Source organism: Asticcacaulis biprosthecium C19 (assembly GCF_000204015.1).
Lineage (GTDB): Bacteria > Pseudomonadota > Alphaproteobacteria > Caulobacterales > Caulobacteraceae > Asticcacaulis > Asticcacaulis biprosthecius.
In genome coordinates, this window is the sequence record NZ_GL883077.1 from 1,289,471 (window position 1) to 1,306,501 (window position 17,031).

Annotated in this window: 18 protein-coding genes and 1 pseudogene; 16 read left to right on the forward strand and 3 right to left on the reverse strand. The window is 61.3% G+C overall.

The window, feature by feature from the left end:
• A pseudogene (locus tag ABI_RS25860) lies at positions 1 to 189 on the reverse strand (serine hydrolase domain-containing protein); the annotation flags it as partial.
• Between the two features lie 117 nt (positions 190 to 306).
• Between ABI_RS25860 and vapB the strand changes: the two are divergent.
• Both vapB and vapC read left to right on the forward strand, forming a co-directional pair.
• Entirely contained in the window at positions 307 to 528 is a 222-nt protein-coding gene (gene vapB, locus ABI_RS24230) for a type II toxin-antitoxin system VapB family antitoxin (RefSeq protein ID WP_211211119.1), read from the forward strand.
• 11 nt (positions 529 to 539) lie between these two features.
• Positions 540 to 947: a tRNA(fMet)-specific endonuclease VapC gene (gene vapC, locus ABI_RS24235; protein ID WP_280959734.1), complete on the forward strand. Its 408-nt coding sequence runs from the start codon at positions 540 to 542 to the stop codon at positions 945 to 947.
• Between the two features lie 201 nt (positions 948 to 1,148).
• Here the strand turns inward: vapC and ABI_RS26435 are convergent, their stop codons facing one another.
• The gene (locus ABI_RS26435) at positions 1,149 to 2,057 is read right to left on the reverse strand and encodes a hypothetical protein (protein WP_006272032.1); all 909 of its coding nucleotides are present in this window, start codon (positions 2,055 to 2,057) and stop codon (positions 1,149 to 1,151) included.
• Positions 2,058 to 2,173: 116 nt separating this feature from the next.
• Here ABI_RS26435 and ABI_RS06260 point away from each other — a divergent pair, with 116 nt between their 5' ends.
• From ABI_RS06260 to ABI_RS06270, 3 genes are all read left to right on the forward strand, one after another.
• Entirely contained in the window at positions 2,174 to 3,610 is a 1,437-nt protein-coding gene (locus ABI_RS06260) for a hypothetical protein (RefSeq protein WP_006272033.1), read from the forward strand.
• Positions 3,604 to 6,417: an RHS repeat-associated core domain-containing protein gene (locus tag ABI_RS06265; RefSeq protein ID WP_040308633.1), complete on the forward strand. Its 2,814-nt coding sequence runs from the start codon at positions 3,604 to 3,606 to the stop codon at positions 6,415 to 6,417. The genes ABI_RS06260 and ABI_RS06265 overlap by 7 nt, the downstream gene beginning before the upstream one ends.
• Positions 6,418 to 6,646: 229 nt before the next feature.
• Positions 6,647 to 6,832: a hypothetical protein gene (locus ABI_RS06270; RefSeq protein WP_040308634.1), complete on the forward strand. Its 186-nt coding sequence runs from the start codon at positions 6,647 to 6,649 to the stop codon at positions 6,830 to 6,832.
• Positions 6,833 to 6,923: 91 nt separating this feature from the next.
• Here ABI_RS06270 and ABI_RS06275 read toward each other — a convergent pair whose 3' ends face one another.
• On the reverse strand, positions 6,924 to 7,568 hold the full coding sequence (locus ABI_RS06275) for a UCP034077 family protein (RefSeq protein WP_006272036.1): 645 nt from the start codon (positions 7,566 to 7,568) through the stop codon (positions 6,924 to 6,926).
• A 182-nt stretch (positions 7,569 to 7,750) separates the two neighbouring features.
• On the opposite strand from ABI_RS06275, the gene ABI_RS06280 reads away from it, so the two are divergent.
• Genes ABI_RS06280 through ABI_RS06330 form a run of 11 tightly spaced genes read left to right on the forward strand, consistent with a single transcriptional unit; the run spans position 7,751 to position 16,826 of the window.
• On the forward strand, positions 7,751 to 8,086 hold the full coding sequence (locus ABI_RS06280) for a hypothetical protein (protein WP_157138715.1): 336 nt from the start codon (positions 7,751 to 7,753) through the stop codon (positions 8,084 to 8,086).
• A complete protein-coding gene (locus ABI_RS06285; protein ID WP_006272038.1) occupies positions 8,083 to 8,604 on the forward strand; it encodes a type IV pilus modification PilV family protein in 522 nt (173 codons plus the stop codon). Before ABI_RS06280 ends, ABI_RS06285 begins: the two co-directional genes overlap by 4 nt.
• Complete coding sequence (locus ABI_RS06290) at positions 8,601 to 9,338, forward strand: hypothetical protein (protein ID WP_006272039.1); 738 nt, start codon at positions 8,601 to 8,603, stop codon at positions 9,336 to 9,338. Before ABI_RS06285 ends, ABI_RS06290 begins: the two co-directional genes overlap by 4 nt.
• Positions 9,335 to 9,865, forward strand: coding sequence for a hypothetical protein (locus ABI_RS06295; protein WP_040308635.1), 531 nt, complete (start codon positions 9,335 to 9,337; stop codon positions 9,863 to 9,865). Before ABI_RS06290 ends, ABI_RS06295 begins: the two co-directional genes overlap by 4 nt.
• Positions 9,847 to 10,305 (forward strand): hypothetical protein, encoded by a 459-nt coding sequence (locus ABI_RS06300; protein ID WP_006272041.1) that lies wholly within the window; start codon positions 9,847 to 9,849, stop codon positions 10,303 to 10,305. Before ABI_RS06295 ends, ABI_RS06300 begins: the two co-directional genes overlap by 19 nt.
• Before the next feature lie 12 nt (positions 10,306 to 10,317).
• Positions 10,318 to 12,171: a type II secretion system secretin GspD gene (gspD, locus tag ABI_RS06305; RefSeq protein ID WP_006272042.1), complete on the forward strand. Its 1,854-nt coding sequence runs from the start codon at positions 10,318 to 10,320 to the stop codon at positions 12,169 to 12,171.
• Entirely contained in the window at positions 12,146 to 12,811 is a 666-nt protein-coding gene (locus tag ABI_RS06310; protein WP_040308636.1) for a hypothetical protein, read from the forward strand. Before gspD ends, ABI_RS06310 begins: the two co-directional genes overlap by 26 nt.
• A complete protein-coding gene (gene gspG / locus ABI_RS06315) occupies positions 12,784 to 13,221 on the forward strand; it encodes a type II secretion system major pseudopilin GspG (protein WP_006272044.1) in 438 nt (145 codons plus the stop codon). Before ABI_RS06310 ends, gspG begins: the two co-directional genes overlap by 28 nt.
• Entirely contained in the window at positions 13,218 to 13,955 is a 738-nt protein-coding gene (locus tag ABI_RS06320) for a prepilin peptidase (RefSeq protein WP_006272045.1), read from the forward strand. Before gspG ends, ABI_RS06320 begins: the two co-directional genes overlap by 4 nt.
• Positions 13,952 to 15,622 carry a GspE/PulE family protein gene (locus ABI_RS06325; RefSeq protein ID WP_006272046.1) on the forward strand — a complete coding sequence of 557 codons (1,671 nt, stop codon included), beginning with the start codon at positions 13,952 to 13,954 and terminating at the stop codon, positions 15,620 to 15,622. The genes ABI_RS06320 and ABI_RS06325 overlap by 4 nt, the downstream gene beginning before the upstream one ends.
• Positions 15,615 to 16,826 (forward strand): type II secretion system F family protein, encoded by a 1,212-nt coding sequence (locus ABI_RS06330; protein WP_006272047.1) that lies wholly within the window; start codon positions 15,615 to 15,617, stop codon positions 16,824 to 16,826. The genes ABI_RS06325 and ABI_RS06330 overlap by 8 nt, the downstream gene beginning before the upstream one ends.
• Positions 16,827 to 17,031 lie beyond the last annotated feature (205 nt).

The window sequence follows — 17,031 nt, forward strand, 5'->3', positions numbered from 1 at the left end:
TAAGGTCAAACTCTTCTCCCTCTCCCCATTTGAGGCAGGGCTACCCGAGGTATGCGAAAGCAACTGAGGCTCGCTGATATTTTCCGGGCTCGGAAGCTGCGGCATGACTTTCGCCAGCTTGCCATCAAGCCGCACTGTGCCGTCTTCAGCAAGCAGGAAAGCAGCACCGGTAAATAGCTTGCCAATCAACTGCGCAAGACATGAGGCCGTCCACCATCTCTGAATTTCCCACGGCGTTCAGCGTGTATATCCCGTTGACATATCCCGTGTCCGGGCTATTCTATGCTGTTTCTTTGAAGGTGGATAATGACGCGCACAACCTTGTTTCACTCAAATCGCTCGCAGGCAGTTCGCTTACCTAAGGATGTGGCTTTTCCGGACGGGGTCAAAGACGTGACTATTCTGAGGGAAGGGGGGCGTCGAATCATCGTGCCGTCGAACAGTGTTTGGGACGATTTCTTTGCTGCGCCAGGCATCGATCTTGGCGAGCGCAACCAACCGACCGAACAAGTCCGTGAGAGCTTCTAGTGCTTCGATATATGCTTGATACCAGTCTATGTATCAGAGTGCTCAGAGACAGGCCGCAGTCTATCCGAGAACGGTTTAACGCGGAAGCGGATGGGCTTTGTATCTCAACGATAATATTGGCGGAATTGTTACACGGCGCTGAAAAGTCTGATCGTCCTGCTTTCAACCGGACAAAAGTCGAGCGGTTTGCTGCGCGGCTGGAGGTTATTTCATTTGGGCCCGAGGCTGCCGCCCACGCAGCAGACATTCGAGCGTCTTTGGAACGTCGGGGTACTCTGATTGGCGGTTATGACCTACTCATTGCAGGTCATGCGCGTAGCAGAGGTCTTATTGTTGTTACTGGAAATCTGGGGGAGTTCTCGCGTGTTGAAGGATTGCGCTGCGAGGACTGGCTATCGTCTGACCCGGTGTCAAGCTAGATGCACAGTCGTCATTACGCTTCCTTTCACGCGTTTCCTGCAACGCACATTTCCCATAATCTTTATTCTATCGGAGCCTTAGGGCGCGCCCACCGCATTGACCCTGACAAAGTCCCTTGATCCGCGCCGTTCATTTTGAGCGTCCGTTCGCAAAATATTGGCGTTCTGCACTGCTAATATTTTGCCTCCATGAGGTAAGCTCTACCCGACGGTTCCAGCTACGGTACCATTATTCGTGACTGTGACAGTGTAGCCGTTCTTTCGGACAGCATAACCTGCAGCACCCGGATTGGGGGCTACGACGCCGCCCGGCAAGCCGCCGTTACCACCGGCGCCACCGGGAGGGCCGGAGCTGGTTCCACCGGCGCCGCCACCGGAGAGAGATCCGTTTGCGCCGGGGTTTCCGTTCGCTGCGTTGTAGCCGAATCCGCCGAGGCCGCCCTGTCCGTTGGGGAAGCCGCCGCCACCGCCGGAACCGGCGTACATGGTCGAACCGCCTCCGGCATAGTTGCCGCCGCCGCCGCCGCCGCCGCCGCCCTTTATCGAGCCGCCCGCCGCGATCGTAACGGTAATCGGCGCCTGGGCGTAAAAGGCGTCGCCGCCAGCAGTGCCGCCGGTGGGGCTAAGCCCCTGCATGCCGCCGATAGCCGTGTTGTCGCCACCGCCGTTGCCGCCGTTGCCGCCGCCGCCGTAGACGTTGCCGTAGACGACCAGGCTGATCGTGGCATTGGCGGGCCAGGTGCCGGTTTCGATGCCACGTCCGCCTGCATAGCCAATCACATTTACGCCCTGCGGCACCACGAACTGGATAGTGACAGCAGACGTGCCGTCATAACCTGCACTGTTGGCGAGGGTGCGAAGATTGGCCGCCGGCGTCGTCACCGGAATCACGCGGGTCGTGGCCGGCGCCGTCATGGTGGTGGCACCGTTGGTTACGGTCTGGGTGCCGGTCCGATTCTCGGTACCATCGTAAAAATACACCGTATTGGCCGTGCCCTGGCTGACGTTGGTAACCCGTCCCAGCTTGTCATAAGTGTAGGTCTGTGCCGACGCGCTGAGGGCCACTGCAGCGGCCAGCGAGACGAGCGAAACGACGGTCAAGGATTTCATGATGCCCCCCAAGGTATGTTTGATGCAACATGGATAAGCCGAATTTGTACCGCTTGACAAGCGAGTTTTTCGCTCCTAGCTTGCAAATCAGGCTTGAAAACACATTGGGGGGCGAAATGAGCGTTGCAACACGTTCTGCGAAACTGCTGCTTGGCGTATCGGTGGCGGCTATTCTGGCAGCGGCATTCGGGGGGGCTCAGGCCCAGGTGGCGAGCTTGCCTCCGCCCGTCGCCAGTGCGACGGATCGCAACGGTGTCGACCTGATGTCGGGGACGCTCAGTGTTCCGCTCCCCGGCATTTCGGCGGGCAGCAACGGCAGTGGCATCAGCCGGGTCGGTTCGGGTTACAACCTCCCTTACGGTGACAATTTCGTTGGCGTGATCAATGGCGCCAGCGTCACCAGTGCCATTACGGTCTCCCTTGGTGGGACCAGTGAACAATTCAACTATCTCACCTTCAATTCGGGCACGCAGCTTTACACCTACGGTTCGGATACGGGGACCGGTAACAGCCTGACCTGTACCACCAACACGCTGAACCTTTGCTACTATATTGGATCGGATGGGACCAAGGCGACCTTCGACCGGACGCAGACTGGCAACTACGCCATCCAGGCTTCACTGGGCGCGGTTTCGAAAATCGAAAAGCCAGATGGTGAGGAACTGAACTTTTACTATCGTTCCTACATCGCCAATGCCAGTCCGCTAGTCAAGTTTCTGCAAGTTCACTCCGTCACCAGTTCGCTGGGCTGGATGGTGAAGTATGAGCTATCCGACAGCGCCAGCTGGATCGTGCCGACCAAGATCTACATCGTCAATACCTCGACCGATCACTGTGATCCCACGACCTATGGCACTGGAGGCTCGGATAGCTGTACTGTTGGCACCAGCTGGCCGACCTTGAATGGCAGTGGTGGTGGCGGTGGCGGTCTGGTGCTGGATGCGGCCGGGACGGCGGCGACAACAACAGTAACCACCAGCACGGTCAATGGTCGTGCCTTAGTGACCGGGATCACGACGCCGACCGGGGTCAGCATGAGCGCGACCCTCACCGGCGATAAGGTGACCGCGCTGACGACCAGCGGCCAGACCTGGAACTATGCCTATAGCGATAATTCTGGCATTCGCACGACCACGGTAAGCAACCCCGCTGGCGGCACAAGGGTCCTTGTGTCCAATACTTCGCTCAGTCAGGTGATCTCGGATCGGGACGAGGAGGGGCGGGTCACCAAGTACGAGTATCAGAACAAGAGAATATATCGCGTTATTAATCCCGATGCGACCTATAGCGGCGCGACCCTAACCGGCGGCTATACCGAATATGAGTATGATGCACGCGGCAATGTGACCAAAACAACAGTCGTGCCAAAGGATGCCATTGCTGGAACGACCAAAAATTTAGTTGCCACTGCCGCCTACCCTGCCAGCTGTCCGGCGACCGACCTGAAGTTCTGTAACCAGCCGACAAGCGTCACGGATTATAACGGTCTAACGACGACCTACGAGTACGACACGCCAGTGGGGGGGACCCCAATACCGGCAGCTATATGGTGAAGAAAATCACTTTGCCGTTTGTCGATAATCCAGGCAGTCTGCCGGATGGGACACCCCAGGTCCGGTATAGCTATCGCAAAATCACGCCGAGGCACTACGAGAAGCCCGGGAGCCTGGGGACCTTGACGGCGGATACGCCGGTCTGGCGGTTGGCGGAGGTTTCGACCTGTATGACGGGTACAGCGCCGACATGTGTCGGTACGGCGGATGAGGTGCGCACGATCATCAGTTACGGCGCGGATAACACGAATCCGACTTATAGGAACGTTCTGCCGGTCTCCATCACTCGGGCTACGGGCAACGGCTCGAATAGCCTGTCCGTAACCTACGGTTATGATGCGATGGGACGAGTCATCTCCACTGACGGTCCTTTATCAGGCGCAAACGACACGGATTATGCTTTTTATAACCGGGCAGGCTGGCTTCTCGGGTCGATCGGCGCCGATCCGGATGGTGCCGGGGCGCTGAAGCGCAAGGCTGTGAAATACACCCGCAATAATGACGGCAAGATCACCAAGGTCGAGTCGGGTGTTGCCAATGGAACGGCGGTTGCTGATCTTCCGTCGGGCAGCAACATTTATGAGACCGCCGAAACGGAATATGATAGCGCAACTGGGCTGCCTAAGTTCCAGCGCTACTTTTCCAAAGGCAGTGGAACGGCGCAGCAGGTTACCCGTACCGTTTATGATTCCCTATTCAGGGTCGACTGCGTCACCGTGGCGGCGTCAGATCCGCAAGCCTGTACTGTGGCAGGTGGAGCTACGCCGGAACGGATTGTGAAGTACTCGTATAACAAGGCGGGGCAACTGATCAGTTCGGTCAGCGGTTATGGAACGGCACTCGCGCGTCAGGACGTTGTAAACAGTTACAACGCGGCTGGTGCATTGGCGACCGTGGCCGACGACAAGGGTAACCTGACGACGTACAGCTACGATAAGTTTAATCGCCTCATCAAGTCCTGCTATCCTAATCCGACGACGCCTTATCTGTCTTCGACAGCCGATTGTACTGAAGTCGAGTACAATACGGCAAATACGGCGGACGCCAATCGCGCCAGCAGCCGCCCGAGCGCGGTAAATCTGCGTGACGGTGATGCCGCCAACGTCCTAGCCCGTCTTAACCTGGCCTATGATGTGCTGGGGCGGTCGAAGACGCGAGTTGGTCCAGTGGGATCGAATATCAGTGAAGATGTATATTACAACAATTTCGACCAAGTGGTGCAGCGCACCAATAACGGCGTTACCGGATCCTATACCTATCATGCGTTGTTTGGGATGGCGAGCGACGTTCAGCCCACCGGAACAGTACGCTATACTTTTGACAGCATAGGTCGTCGGGATCGCCTCTATTATGATACTTTGAACACCTTCTATCTTAGCTACGCGTACCGGTCAGACAATAGCATCAGTACGATTTCCAGCGTCTATAACTCGGGTTCTCCGGTTGTTCGCGCAACTTTCGCCGTTGACGACTATGGACGCCTGGACAGTTTAACGCTGGGGCCGTCGAGTCAGATAGTTGCGGATCCTTCGTTTGACACGGCGTCACGTCTGGCGACTCTCAACAATAATTTGGCCGGAACATCCGACGATGTGACCTGGACATTTGGCTATAACAACGCAACGAACGATATCTCATCAAGAAGCTCCAGCAACTCGGCTTACAATTACGTACCTCCGTCCAACGTCGGCCCCTTGACCTATAGTCATAATGGGCTGAATCAGATGACGGCAGCCGGTGCTACGGGCTTCACCTATGATGTCCGCGGAAACCTGGCGACGGGCGGTGGCGCAACCTTTACCTACAATCTGGATGACCTCCTGACAAATTATCAGGATGCGGCCATGACTAGCACGCTCACCTATGACGCGGAAAGCCGGTTGTCCAGCGTCGCGAAAACCGTATCGGGAACGACGACGACTCGGAAATTCCTGTACGATGGGGTGGATTTAATCGCGGAATTCGACGGATCGAATAATCTGCTGCGTCGCTACGTCCACGGTCCGGCCGCAGATCAGCCTTTGGTATGGTTTGAAGGGACTAACGACACTACGGCTCAATATTTCCTTTCAGACCAACAGGGCTCCATCACGGCTCTGACGAACAGTTCCGGTACGAAAATATCGAGTTACGCCTACGATCCATACGGCGTACCTCAGACAACGGGCGGGACGGAAAGCCGTTTCCGCTATACCGGCCAGGTTTATCTTCCCGAAGCTGGGGGGCTATACTATTATAAGGCCCGGATGTACCAACCAGCGATCGGACGATTCCTGCAATCAGATCCCATCGGTTACGCCGACGGCATGAATATGTACGCCTATGTGAAAAATAACCCCATCAATCGGACAGACTCTACCGGCTTGTATGGTGGTGGCCCCGACTGTACGCCTATCTACGAGACCTACTATTGGGTCTACACCGATAAGAATGGTAACTTTAAAGGATATGTACCCAATGAACCGCCCGTGCAGCGTCAGACTGGCCAGACATGTCATGGCGGACCAACCATGCCGTTTACCGATCAGCAACATGGCGGAGGGGGCGGCGGAGGAGGAGGAGGAGGAGGTAATCGTAACGGCCAGGATCTGAAAACCAATAAATGCATTGCGGCCGAGAAGAAGTCTGCCAAATCTTTTAAAGAAGCGGGTTTCCATGACTCTATGAGGGACAGTCCTCGGTGGAGGTATGCTGATACTGCCAAGTTTACGGCCTATACGGCCCTTAGTGGAGCAAGCTTCTGGGGAGCCGGCAACGACTTTTACAACTCCGCTCCGTTCCAGGTCATTGCGGGGGGGGGATTGTAAAAGGTGGCTACGACTATGGGGTCACGCGCGGTGCGTTGTCCAAGCCGACGGGCGTGGGGCTGAAAGTTCATTCTGCGATTAGCCTCTATGACTGGCCTGTGGCTGCCTCCATTTACCTTCATCAGGGAATTAGCGCCGCTGGACATGATGCTGAAATGAAGCGAGCGAATGCCTTTTTTGACCGAGTTGCCGTTTTCGAAGCTTGTGGGGGTGGTAAAAGAGGCGGGTGATGACAATGGTAAAGTTTTTACTGGCGGCTCTGTTTGGTGGTCTGGTGCTCTATGGAGGGCTTAAATCAAACGGTGTAAATGAAGGCACGCTTCTAAAAATTTGCGGGCTTTACATACTGTTGCTAATCGTATTTTTAGTTGCAGTAGAGCTGCTGGCTCGCCTGCGGAAAAGAAAACTAAAATGAAGCAAGGCGCCCTTAAACGGAATTACCGTGTAAGGGCGCCTTACTAATTCACCTAAAAATTGAAACGGAATTTATCTGAACTCGTTCTGCACTACCCCTTACGGCTCGGGAACTGAATCTCGACCTGGTCCTGGCCGTAAGCCATCAAATACGGCCCGCACTGGGCAAGGGCGGTAATCGCCTGGTTCTCGGATCTCAGCACCCGGTCGTTCAGAAGCGCGCCGTGCGTTCTCTTGATCACCGGCGGTCGGGCCAGATTGCCCAGTGGCGAGAAACTGACCTCCAGGGTGACGTCCAGGGTCGACTTATCCGTGACGCGGTTCCAGCACGGCTCGATCGCCTTCCACAATTCGTTGGGCGTCTTGTTGGTGCGGTTATCCGCCCTGACGTGGGACTCGTCCGCCGTGCGTGATTGCGGCGCGCTGTCGGGCTGGAAAGGGTTGCCGCCCAGGGCCTCGGCCAGCGACAGCGGCTTTTTCGAGGGTGTGAAACTGTCCTCCGCGGAAGAGGGCGCGGGATCGGACTCGGTCATGTCCGAAAACATCTCCGCCGTGGTCGGCGCAGGTACGGCCGGCGGTTCGAAGCTGTCGACAAGGCCGACCAGGTCGACCTCCAGGCCTTCCAGGTCCGATATACCTTCACCCTCAAGCTTTACCGGTGACGGGTCGGACGCCGACGACAGGGTAAGGGCCGATAGGGCCAGAAGGTGCAAGGCGACGGACAGGGTAGCCGCCACGACACGTCGCAGATTTCGATTTTTTGACCCAAATGGCTCACGCATAATGTCGCCACCATACTACGTATGATTGCTGCGCGAAGAGCGATCTGATATATTTTTTGCAAACAGGCCGTGCAGAGGCCGCATTGGGGGGTGTTGTGGGCGTATCGGCCGGTGTCGGCAAGGAAGGGGGAATCATCATGGTCGACGCCCTCGTCGCTGTGGTGATCGTGTCGCTGATGATCGCCATCTGCCTGGGGACCTTGAAAATCACCCGCGGTCTGTCCCGTTCCGCGCTCGACAACCGTGAAGCCGCGGTCGCCCTAGCCGCTGCCGTCGAAGCCGTGCCGCGCGCCGTTGGACACTACCATGGCAGTCTAGGACAGTTCGTCTACGAAGCGAAGGTCGAGGAGGACAAGGTCCAGGGCCTGCGTCTGTGCCGCATCGAGGCCTCGCTCCGCACCCGTCCGAAAGGGCGGGTCCATCGCCTTAGCGCTACGCGCTGGTGCGACCGCCATGCAGAGGCCGTCGCATGAGGCTAGGTAAGGCAAAACAGAAGGAAGGCGGTTTTACCCTGGCGGAAGCGGTGATGGCGCTGCTGGTGGTCAGCCTGGCTATGGCCGGACTGATGCAGGTTAACCGCATGATCGCGCAGGGCGAGCGCCGCGGCCTGGCCGACCGCCGGGTCGAGGCGTCGCGCAGGTCCTTTGTGAATGAACTGCGGCAGACCCTGACGCCGTTGCAGCCTCTGCGCGACGCCAAGGTCAGTGGCGATGCAGAGGGATTGAGCTATCCTTGCGCCAACGGGGAATGCGCCCTGAGACCGCCCAATGGGCGACTGGTCTATCTGTCGGAAGGGGCGGTTCATACGGCCTGGCCACCCGCGCCCGTATCCGATCAGCCGCCGCCGCGCCTGTCGGCCGTATTGTGGCAGGATGGCGATGGTAAAAATCTTGCCACGGTGAAATTTCCGGTTGAACATGAAGCCGATTGTCTGTTCGACATGATTTCACGTACCTGCCTCCAACCCCAGTCCTCGGCGTCGGCCTCATGAACGACTTGAACATACCCGAGCGGGCCGCTTTCAAGCCCTTCACACGCGTGATCGGGGCGCCACCCGGCTGGCCGTGGGACCAGGCGCGGGCTGCTCGGCTGGAAGCCCGGCACACCTCGCCGGTGTCTGGCGACGACATCAACATCGTCGTCCGCCGCCTCAAGCCATGGATGCTGGGCGAGCCCGGCAAGTTCGTCGCTATCTATCTGCGCGGCGTTGACCAGCGCCAGGGGTTGAAATTCGATATCGAGGTCCAGGGGCAACGCATAGCGGTCGAACTGCCGTCGCGACAGCAGAAGACGCAACAGTCGCTCCATCGCGCCTGGATACTGGGGCTGGGCGCGGTGACTGCGGTCAGCTTTGCCCTGATGGGAACCATGACCATGCAGCGTCGCGTCGCTGAGGCGGAACGGCTGACGGTATTGGAGACTCAGGTAAAGCGCCGAGCGCGCGAGGCCGAAGGGGTAGCCCGGGCCAAGGCGGACGCTGCCGCCCTGGCCGCGCTGGACCTGGAAAATCGCACGATCAGCCAGGCGCTGGCGGATCTGAACACCCTCAGTTTGAAACGCGACCCGGCGGTGCGGCTCGAGGCCTATCTGTGGAACAAGGGTTATTGGGCGGTTGAGGCCCGCGGGGAGGCGCCGCCGGTGGCGGATGCCGGCCTGCAGCGCGCGCCCAAGCCCGTGCGCAAGGGCGTGTGGCTTTGGGTTGCCGGTCCGGGAGACCGGCCATGATGTTTGATCGCCGCCCTAAAAGTAGCTTCGTCCTGCCGCCCATTCCGCCGGCCGCCTTTGCTGTTGCCGCGGCGGTTTTGGCCGTCGCGGCCGGGCTGTGGGTCCTTTCGAGGCCGTCGGGTGCGGCAGCACGGCTGGACGCGCTGGAACGCCAGGCGGCCTCGATCCGAACCGCGGCCGCAGCGCCGGGGGACCTGACGGTTTTCCCGGCAGGCAGTGTCTGCACCAACCGGATCGATGACGGCTTTCGCCAGCAGTTGAGTAATGCCGTGACGGGCAGCGGTTTAAAGGTCGATGCGCTTGATATCCGGCCCGAAGGGCGGGTCGAGGGCAAACGACCCCTGATGGCCTACACCGTGACGCTCAAGGGCAGCGGTACCTACGAACAGGCGCTGGGCGGCCTGGAGGTGCTCGACCGGTTCCGGCCGCGCCTGTTTCTCGATAACCTGAGCCTGCGCAATCGTATCGATTCGGTGACGCTCGACCTGGAAGGACGGCTCTATTGCCGATGGACACAACAAAGCTGATCCTGGCCGGCGCGGCAGCGGCCGGTGCGGCCGGGCTGCTTTTGACGGTTTTTGCCGACCCGACGGCCGGCGACCTGCGCCGGCTGGACGGGGTGGCGACGACCGCCAAATCCGCCGTGCGCCTTACGGTTCCGGCCCAGGCGGCGCTGATGGCCCCGGACATGGCCCAGCGTCCGATCTTTGCCATGACGACCGGCAACGGCGCCCTGGCGGAAAAGACGCTGCAACTGGTCGGTATCGCCATTTCGCCGGGGCGCAAGGCGGCCCTGGTTTCGGTGGACGGCGCCGCGCCGGTGTGGTTTGTGGCCGGTCAGCCCGGTGGGGATGTCCGGTTGATCGATGTCGACGGCCGCCGCGCCCGTCTCGATACGCCGCTGGGTGAACGAATGGTCGGGCTGAACGATGCGCCGCCGACGCCCGCCGTCGGGGCGGGGGGATAAGACAGGATTTTCATGAAAGTTTCGCATCTGCTTTTGGCGGCGTGTCTGGCTCTGGCGCCCATGACGGCTCCCGTTATGGCTCAGACGTCCCAGACCTATACCTTTGTGTTCCGCGAGGCAGACATAGGCCAGGTGGCCGATGAAATCCTTGGCGCGGGCCTGGGTGTGTCGTATCGCGTCGAGCCTGGCGTGTCCGGCAAGATGAATTTCAGCATTGAGCAACGCCTGACCAAGGTCCAACTTCTGGCTGCTTTTGAGCAGGCCCTGGCGCAATATGACGTGGTCATGATCCAGGACGGGGAAACCGTCGTCTTGCGGCCGCGCAAGCTGGCCGGCGTCGGCGGCCAGGTGACGACCGCCAGGGCGTCCGGAATCGGGTTCCAGGTGCGCGCAGTTCCCATAAACTACGGGTCGGCGACCGAAATCGCCAAGGCTCTGGGCGCGATCGCACGCGCCGACATGGTGTTGTTTTCCTCTGACAAGCTGGGCCTGATCATTCTGGGCGGGCGTGCCGAAGAGCTGGACAACGCGTTGACGACCATCGGTCTGTTCGACCAGAGCACGCTGAGCGACGCCCGTATCCGCTTTTATCCTTTGGCGAATGCCAGTGCGGCATCCGTCGGCGCGGATCTCGAATTGTTGCTCAAGGCGTCGGGAACCTCGGGTGTGACGATCGCACCGATGCGGCGCCTGAACGGCATCTTCGCCTTTTCGCAGTCGCAAGAAGCCCTTAGCCAGATCGGTTCGCTGGTTCAGCGCCTTGACGTTCCGTCGCAGGATACGACGATCCGGGTGTGGGTCTATCATCCGCAGGGCGCGTCGGCGGAAAATCTGGTCAAGACGCTTAACGCCGTCGTCGGCACCATGTCCGATGTCCAGGTGCCGGCCGGATCGGCGACGAGCACGGGGGAGGCGGCTGCGCCGGCCGGCACGTCTTCAGCACCGGAATCCAATAGTCAGGGCGTGCGCATCGTGGCTGACAAGGCGACCAACACCGTCATCATCAACGCGCCGGAAGCCACGCGTGTGCGGCTTCAGGAGGTGCTGTCGGAAATCGACCGTGAGCCAGCCCAGGTGTTCATCGAAGCCTCCATCGTGGAAGTGACCTTGACCAAGGACCTGAGCTATGGCGTCGACTGGGAGGCGATCGCGTCCAACGGCGATCTTTCCGTCAGTCACTTTTCAACGCGCAGCACGGGGTTTGGCCAGATCGCGCCGGGCTTTTCCATCAACTACCTGGGCAACGATATTTCGGCGGCGGTAACGGCGCTGAGTTCGCAATCCAAGGTGCGCATCGTCTCGGCGCCAAAGGTCGCCACGGTGGAGAACATGCCGGCGGTGCTGCAGGTCGGCGACCAGGTGCCGGTCGTAACCCAGACCGCCCAATCGGTGGTCAATGGCGACGCGCCGGTCGTGAACAGTGTCGACTACCGCGACACGGGCGTCATGCTGAAGGTTACGCCGCGGATCACGGGCACCAATCGCATATTGCTGGAGGTCAGCCAGGAGGTCAGTTCCGTCGCCCGCACCCAAACCTCGGGCATCGACTCACCGACCATCAACCAGCGCAAGCTTGATTCCAGCCTGATCGTGCCGGAAGGCACGGTCGTGGCGTTGGGCGGGCTGATCAGTTCCAGCGATTCGCAGAGTGACAGCGGCATACCGGGATTAAAGGATATTCCGCTGATCGGTGGGGTGTTCAAGGGGCAGAGCCATAACCGCAACCGCACCGAACTTATCGTTCTGTTGAAGGCGCGCATCCTGCGGTCGCCCTCCGACTATGACGCGATGACAGCCAGCCTGGGGGCGGATCTGCGAGAACTTATCCAGGAGGGCTTCCTTGCGCCGGCCGGTCCCGCCCAGTGACGGAGGCTATGCCACCATGGGCGCTATTGCCCTGTGCGCCGCCGCGTCGCTGATGTGCGCCGCGATGCTGGGGCTGGCTTCATCGCAGAAACAGAAGGGGCAGCGCGACCTCGTCCAGTTGCAGCAGCGTGAAGCGATAAACACGGCCGTCCTGCGTTTTGCCGGGCAAATCGCTCGCGCTCAGGGCGAAGCCACGCTGGCTGGCCAGGAAGAGGTCGCCGTTCCTGGCGGTCATGTCACAGTCCAGCTCCGGGCGGAGTTCGAGGGGCGTAAATGGCCGATGACCGCCATTGGTGATGTCGAAGACATGCATCTGACGGCGCATACCGTGCTGACGCGGGCGCAGCTCTCCGGTCTGGCCACCGGTGTATGGCCCAAAAACGATTGCGTAAGAACCCTGTTTTCGACCTATGGTCATAACGATCCGAAACAGGATTTTCCGACAGGGGTCAGCGTCATCACCCTGTCCGGCGGCCATGACGGGCAGGTCTGGCGCATTCGCGCGGTATCGGGGGGGCGCGTTCAGGAACGCCTTGTGCGTTTTTTGGGTGATCCCGATCGCCTTTTCGCAGTAGTGTCGCAGGAGGATTATGCTTTGGGGGAGATGCCGACATGCGCACAACTGACCAGCCAACCATAGAGCGCCGTGACGGTGGCTACACCCTGACCGAAATGCTGGTCGTTATCGTGATCATCGCCCTGATCGCAGCAGTCCTTACACCTTCGCTGCTGGGGCAGTTGGCGCGCGCCCGGGCCAAATCCGCCACGTTGCAACTGGACACCACAGCCGCGTCCCTGACTATGTTCAAGGATGACATCGGCCGGTTTCCCACGCCGGATGAGGGCCTGAAGGTCCTGGTCGAGGATCCCGGCGCTGAGGGCTGGCTTGGGCCCTACCTGAATTCGACCAAGGCTCTGAACGACCCGTGGAACCGGCCGATCGTCTATGCCGCCGCCGCCGACGGTACGGTGAACGTGACCAGCCTGGGCGCCGACGGCAAGACGGGCGGCAAGGGCGCCGACCAGGATATCGCGGTGACGGTGCGATGATGGATGCCGAAATCGCGGCCTTGCTGATGCGGGCGGCTTTCGGTGGCGCGGCCGGAGCCGTTGTCGGTTCGTTCGCCGCGACTGCCGCGCTGCGCCTGGCCGCGGACCGCAGTCCGTTGAGCGGCAGGTCGGCGTGTGACGGCTGTGCGCGCACATTGAGTTGGGGCGAAACCGTCCCCTTCGTCGGCTATGCCGTGGCGCGCGGGCGCTGTTCTGGTTGCGGCCACCGTATCGCGCCGTTTCATCTGGCCGGAGAGGCCCTGGGCGCCGTAGCCCTGGCCGTGCCCTGGGTCGTGCTTGGCGGTGTCGATGGGCTGATCACCGGCCTGCTGTGCCTGTTGTTGCTGATCGCGGCCCTGATCGATCTCAAGACCCTGCGCCTGCCCGATATCCTGACGACGGGCATCGCCGCGTGTGCCCTGGTCCTGGCGTTCCTGTCAGGTCATGTCGTGTCGGGCCTCATTGCGGCGGCCGTCGCGGCGGCTGTGCTGTATGGCGTCAAATATGTCCTGGAGCGCCGGCACGGCGCGGCCATGCTGGGGCTGGGCGACGTCAAGCTGGTGGCTGCGCTGGCCCTGTGGCTGAATGTCCGCACGCCGGTTATGGTGGCGGTGGCGGCGGTGATCGGCCTGGTCGTCATCCGCAACCGCAAGGGGCTGATGCCGTTCGGCCCGATGATCGCGGCGGCGGCTTTTGTTATCGGCATCCTGATTCCCGAAAGCTGGCTGGTATGAGTGCCTTCGACATCATCCGCGACGATGTGCTCGATCACCTGCTGGAAACCGGCCACATTACGCCTGAAGCGGTCGGCCGTGCGCGCAGCCTGTCGGACCGGACCGCCCAGCCGGTGGAGCAGGTGCTGAACCAGTTGGGCCTGCTGTCGGACGACGACCTGGCGCGCGCTTATGCCGAGGTGACCGGCCTGCCGCTGTGGGATCCCGACCGGGATCCGCCGCGCACCGACAATAAGGAACTGGGCCTGGGGCAGGAATTCCTGCGCAAGGTCCGCGTTGTGCCGCTGCGCCTGGAGGGCGAACGCCTGGTCTGCGCTGCCTGTGATCCCTTCGACGATGAGATGAAGGCGGGGCTGAGCTTTGCCACCGGCCGCGACATCGTCTTCGAGGTGGCGCGTCTGGCCGACTGGCGCCGGGTATTCGACGCCGAAGCCAATGACGTTCAGGGCGACAGCTTCATGGACGAGCGCCGCATCGAACGCGACCTGGCCTTCGTTGAGGATCACAGCGTCGAAGGCCTGGCGGTCGAACTGGTCGCTCAGGCCTTTGCCGCCGCCGTCGACCGCAATGCCTCGGATATCCATTTCGAGCCCCGGCGCAACGACCTGCTGATCCGGTTGCGCGTCGACGGCCGCCTGGTCGATTACGCCACAGCGCCGGCCGACCTGGTCGGGCCGTGCGTGTCCCGCATCAAGGTGCTGTCGAATCTGAATGTCGGCGAACGCCGCCTGCCCCAGGACGGCCGCGCTTCCTTCATCAATGCCGGCCGGTCGATCGACGTCCGCGTCGCGACCTCGCCGACGGTGTTCGGTGAGGGCGCAGTGCTGCGCCTGCTGGACCGGGCCAACGCGCCTCAAAGCATTCCGGCACTCAGCTTTCCGGTGCCGGTTATCGCGCTGCTGGAAAAGGCCGTTCGGGCGCCGCATGGTCTGTTCCTGGTCACCGGCCCGACCGGGTCGGGCAAAACCACCACCCTCTATGCCCTCTTGGCCGCCTTCCGCGGTTCCGGCAAGAAAATCCTCAGCGTTGAAGATCCGGTCGAGCGCCACTTCGACCACGTGTCGCAAACCCAGGTCCAGAGCCAGATCGGCCTGACCTTTGCCTCGGCTCTTCGTTCCTTCCTGCGTCAGGATCCAGACGTCATCCTGGTGGGGGAAATCCGAGACACGGAAACCGCGGCGGTGGCGGTTCAGGCTGCCATGACCGGCCATCTGGTGCTGGCCTCGGTCCACGCCAATACCGCCCTGGCGGTTGCCCCGCGTCTGCGTGACATGGGGGTCGAACCCTATCAATTGGCGGCCTCGGTCAAGGGCGTCATGGCCCAGCGCCTGGTGCGCCGGTTGTGCGACTGCAAGGCCGAAGTGCCGGTAAGCGAAGCCCTGGCCGTCTTTGCGCAAAAAACCGGTGTGCCGGTGCCGGGGCGTCAGTTCGAAGCGCGCGGCTGCCCGAAATGCCGAGGAATCGGCTACGCAGGCCGGATCGCCCTGGCCGAGGGCGTGTGGGCCGACGACGCTTTTCTGACACTCGTGGCCGACGGCGCTCACTTGGAAGCGCTGAAATCCTGGGGCCGCGCATCGGGTCAAACCAGTATGGTCGGCGAAGGTCTGCGCCGGATCGGGGCCGGAGAGACCACACTCGACGAAATCATGGTCATCGCCGATGAGTGACTTCGCCTACAAAGCCATTCAGCTGAACGGCAAGGTGCGCAGCGGCCGTATGACGGCGGCCAGCGAGGCGGAGGTGTTTTCCAAACTGCGCGCCGAGAACCTGTCGCCGGTATCGATCGTCGTGAAACACGGCGCTAAGGACGGCAGTGGCCTGCGCCTGCCAGCATGGCTGGGCCGCAAACCCGGACTGTCGGGGACGGATCTTGAGGAGTTCCTGCGGAATCTGGCCGTTCTGCTGCGTGCAGGCGCCGACATCCGTACGGCGCTGGGCGTTGTCGGCAGCGACAGCCACCCGCAGATTCGCGACGTGTCGCAAAAGATCCTGGGCGGGGCCAGCCTGGACGCGGCGCTGGGCCATGTCATTCCGCCCGGCCTGACCCACCTGCGCGGGCTGATCGCCGCCGGGGAGGCGCGCGGCGATGTCGCTTCGGGCCTGGACGGAGCGGCCCAGGTTCTGACGACGCGGCGCAAGATCCGCCAGCAGTTGTTCGAGGCGCTGAGCTATCCGGTGTTTGTGTTCGCCACGGCGCTGGCCGCGTTGTCGATCATCCTGCTGGTGGTGGTGCCGGCAATTGCGCCGCTGCTCAGCGATACCGGCCGCGATCCTCCGGTCTATTTTGCAATCATTGTCTTCCTGAGCGAGGGTTTACAGAACGGCTGGCCCTACACGCTGGGCGGCTTTGCGGCGGCGGGTTTAGCTGCGGCATTCGGCTGGCGCTACGGCGGGCTGAAGGCCTGGCTGGAGGTGTGGCTGCTGGACGGGCCGCTGGGGAATATTACCCGGCCGCTGATCTTCGGCGGCTATGCCCGCACCCTGGGCGACAGCCTGAGCGCGGGCGCGTCCTTGAGCGAGGCGCTGCGGCTGTGTTCGCGCAGCCTTGGCAATGCCGAGGCGCGCAAGCGGATGGATGTGGTCGGGACGCACATCCGCCAGGGCCGAGCGCTTAGCGAGGCCTTTCGCCAGGTCAAAGGCTTTCCGAAAGCGGTCATCAAGCTGACCGAGGTGGGCGAGGCGTCGTCGGCTCTGGGGCCGATGTTGGCCCGGGCGGGCGAGCGTGAGGAGACGGCCGCGCTGGTGCGGATCGACAAGACGGCCAAGCTGTTGGGGCCGTTGCTGATCGTGGCACTGGGCGCGATGATCGGCGGCCTGATGGCGGGCGTTCTGACGGCACTGACCGACATCGGATCGGTTGCGGGGACGTAAATATCGGGACCCGGAAGCGCCACCCGAGTTACAAAGCAATCTGCGGAAAAGTCAGTCAATCCCACGTGGCCATTCAGCCGACAGTTCCGGTTACGGTTCCGCCGTTGTTGACGGTGACCGTATGGCCGTTCTTGCGCACGGCATAGCCGGCCGCGCCGCCGGCACCGCCCGCGCCCGTAGCGGTCTGACCGGCAGAACCCGCCGT

What these genes read in the sequence shown, in the direction of transcription:
- gspD (WP_006272042.1), top strand. Translation starts at nt 10,318, where the DNA reads ATGAAAGTTTCGCATCTGCTTTTGGCGGCGTGTCTGGCTCTGGCGCCC.
- ABI_RS06300 (WP_006272041.1), top strand. Translation starts at nt 9,847, where the DNA reads ATGGACACAACAAAGCTGATCCTGGCCGGCGCGGCAGCGGCCGGTGCG.
- ABI_RS06260 (WP_006272033.1), top strand. Translation starts at nt 2,174, where the DNA reads ATGAGCGTTGCAACACGTTCTGCGAAACTGCTGCTTGGCGTATCGGTG.
- gspG (WP_006272044.1), top strand. Translation starts at nt 12,784, where the DNA reads ATGCGCACAACTGACCAGCCAACCATAGAGCGCCGTGACGGTGGCTAC.
- ABI_RS06295 (WP_040308635.1), top strand. Translation starts at nt 9,335, where the DNA reads ATGATGTTTGATCGCCGCCCTAAAAGTAGCTTCGTCCTGCCGCCCATT.
- vapC (WP_280959734.1), top strand. Translation starts at nt 540, where the DNA reads ATGCTTGATACCAGTCTATGTATCAGAGTGCTCAGAGACAGGCCGCAG.
- ABI_RS06290 (WP_006272039.1), top strand. Translation starts at nt 8,601, where the DNA reads ATGAACGACTTGAACATACCCGAGCGGGCCGCTTTCAAGCCCTTCACA.
- ABI_RS06285 (WP_006272038.1), top strand. Translation starts at nt 8,083, where the DNA reads ATGAGGCTAGGTAAGGCAAAACAGAAGGAAGGCGGTTTTACCCTGGCG.
- ABI_RS26435 (WP_006272032.1), bottom strand. Translation starts at nt 2,057, where the DNA reads ATGAAATCCTTGACCGTCGTTTCGCTCGTCTCGCTGGCCGCTGCAGTG.
- ABI_RS06320 (WP_006272045.1), top strand. Translation starts at nt 13,218, where the DNA reads ATGATGGATGCCGAAATCGCGGCCTTGCTGATGCGGGCGGCTTTCGGT.
- ABI_RS06325 (WP_006272046.1), top strand. Translation starts at nt 13,952, where the DNA reads ATGAGTGCCTTCGACATCATCCGCGACGATGTGCTCGATCACCTGCTG.
- vapB (WP_211211119.1), top strand. Translation starts at nt 307, where the DNA reads ATGACGCGCACAACCTTGTTTCACTCAAATCGCTCGCAGGCAGTTCGC.
- ABI_RS06270 (WP_040308634.1), top strand. Translation starts at nt 6,647, where the DNA reads ATGACAATGGTAAAGTTTTTACTGGCGGCTCTGTTTGGTGGTCTGGTG.
- ABI_RS06265 (WP_040308633.1), top strand. Translation starts at nt 3,604, where the DNA reads ATGGTGAAGAAAATCACTTTGCCGTTTGTCGATAATCCAGGCAGTCTG.
- ABI_RS06280 (WP_157138715.1), top strand. Translation starts at nt 7,751, where the DNA reads ATGGTCGACGCCCTCGTCGCTGTGGTGATCGTGTCGCTGATGATCGCC.
- ABI_RS06330 (WP_006272047.1), top strand. Translation starts at nt 15,615, where the DNA reads ATGAGTGACTTCGCCTACAAAGCCATTCAGCTGAACGGCAAGGTGCGC.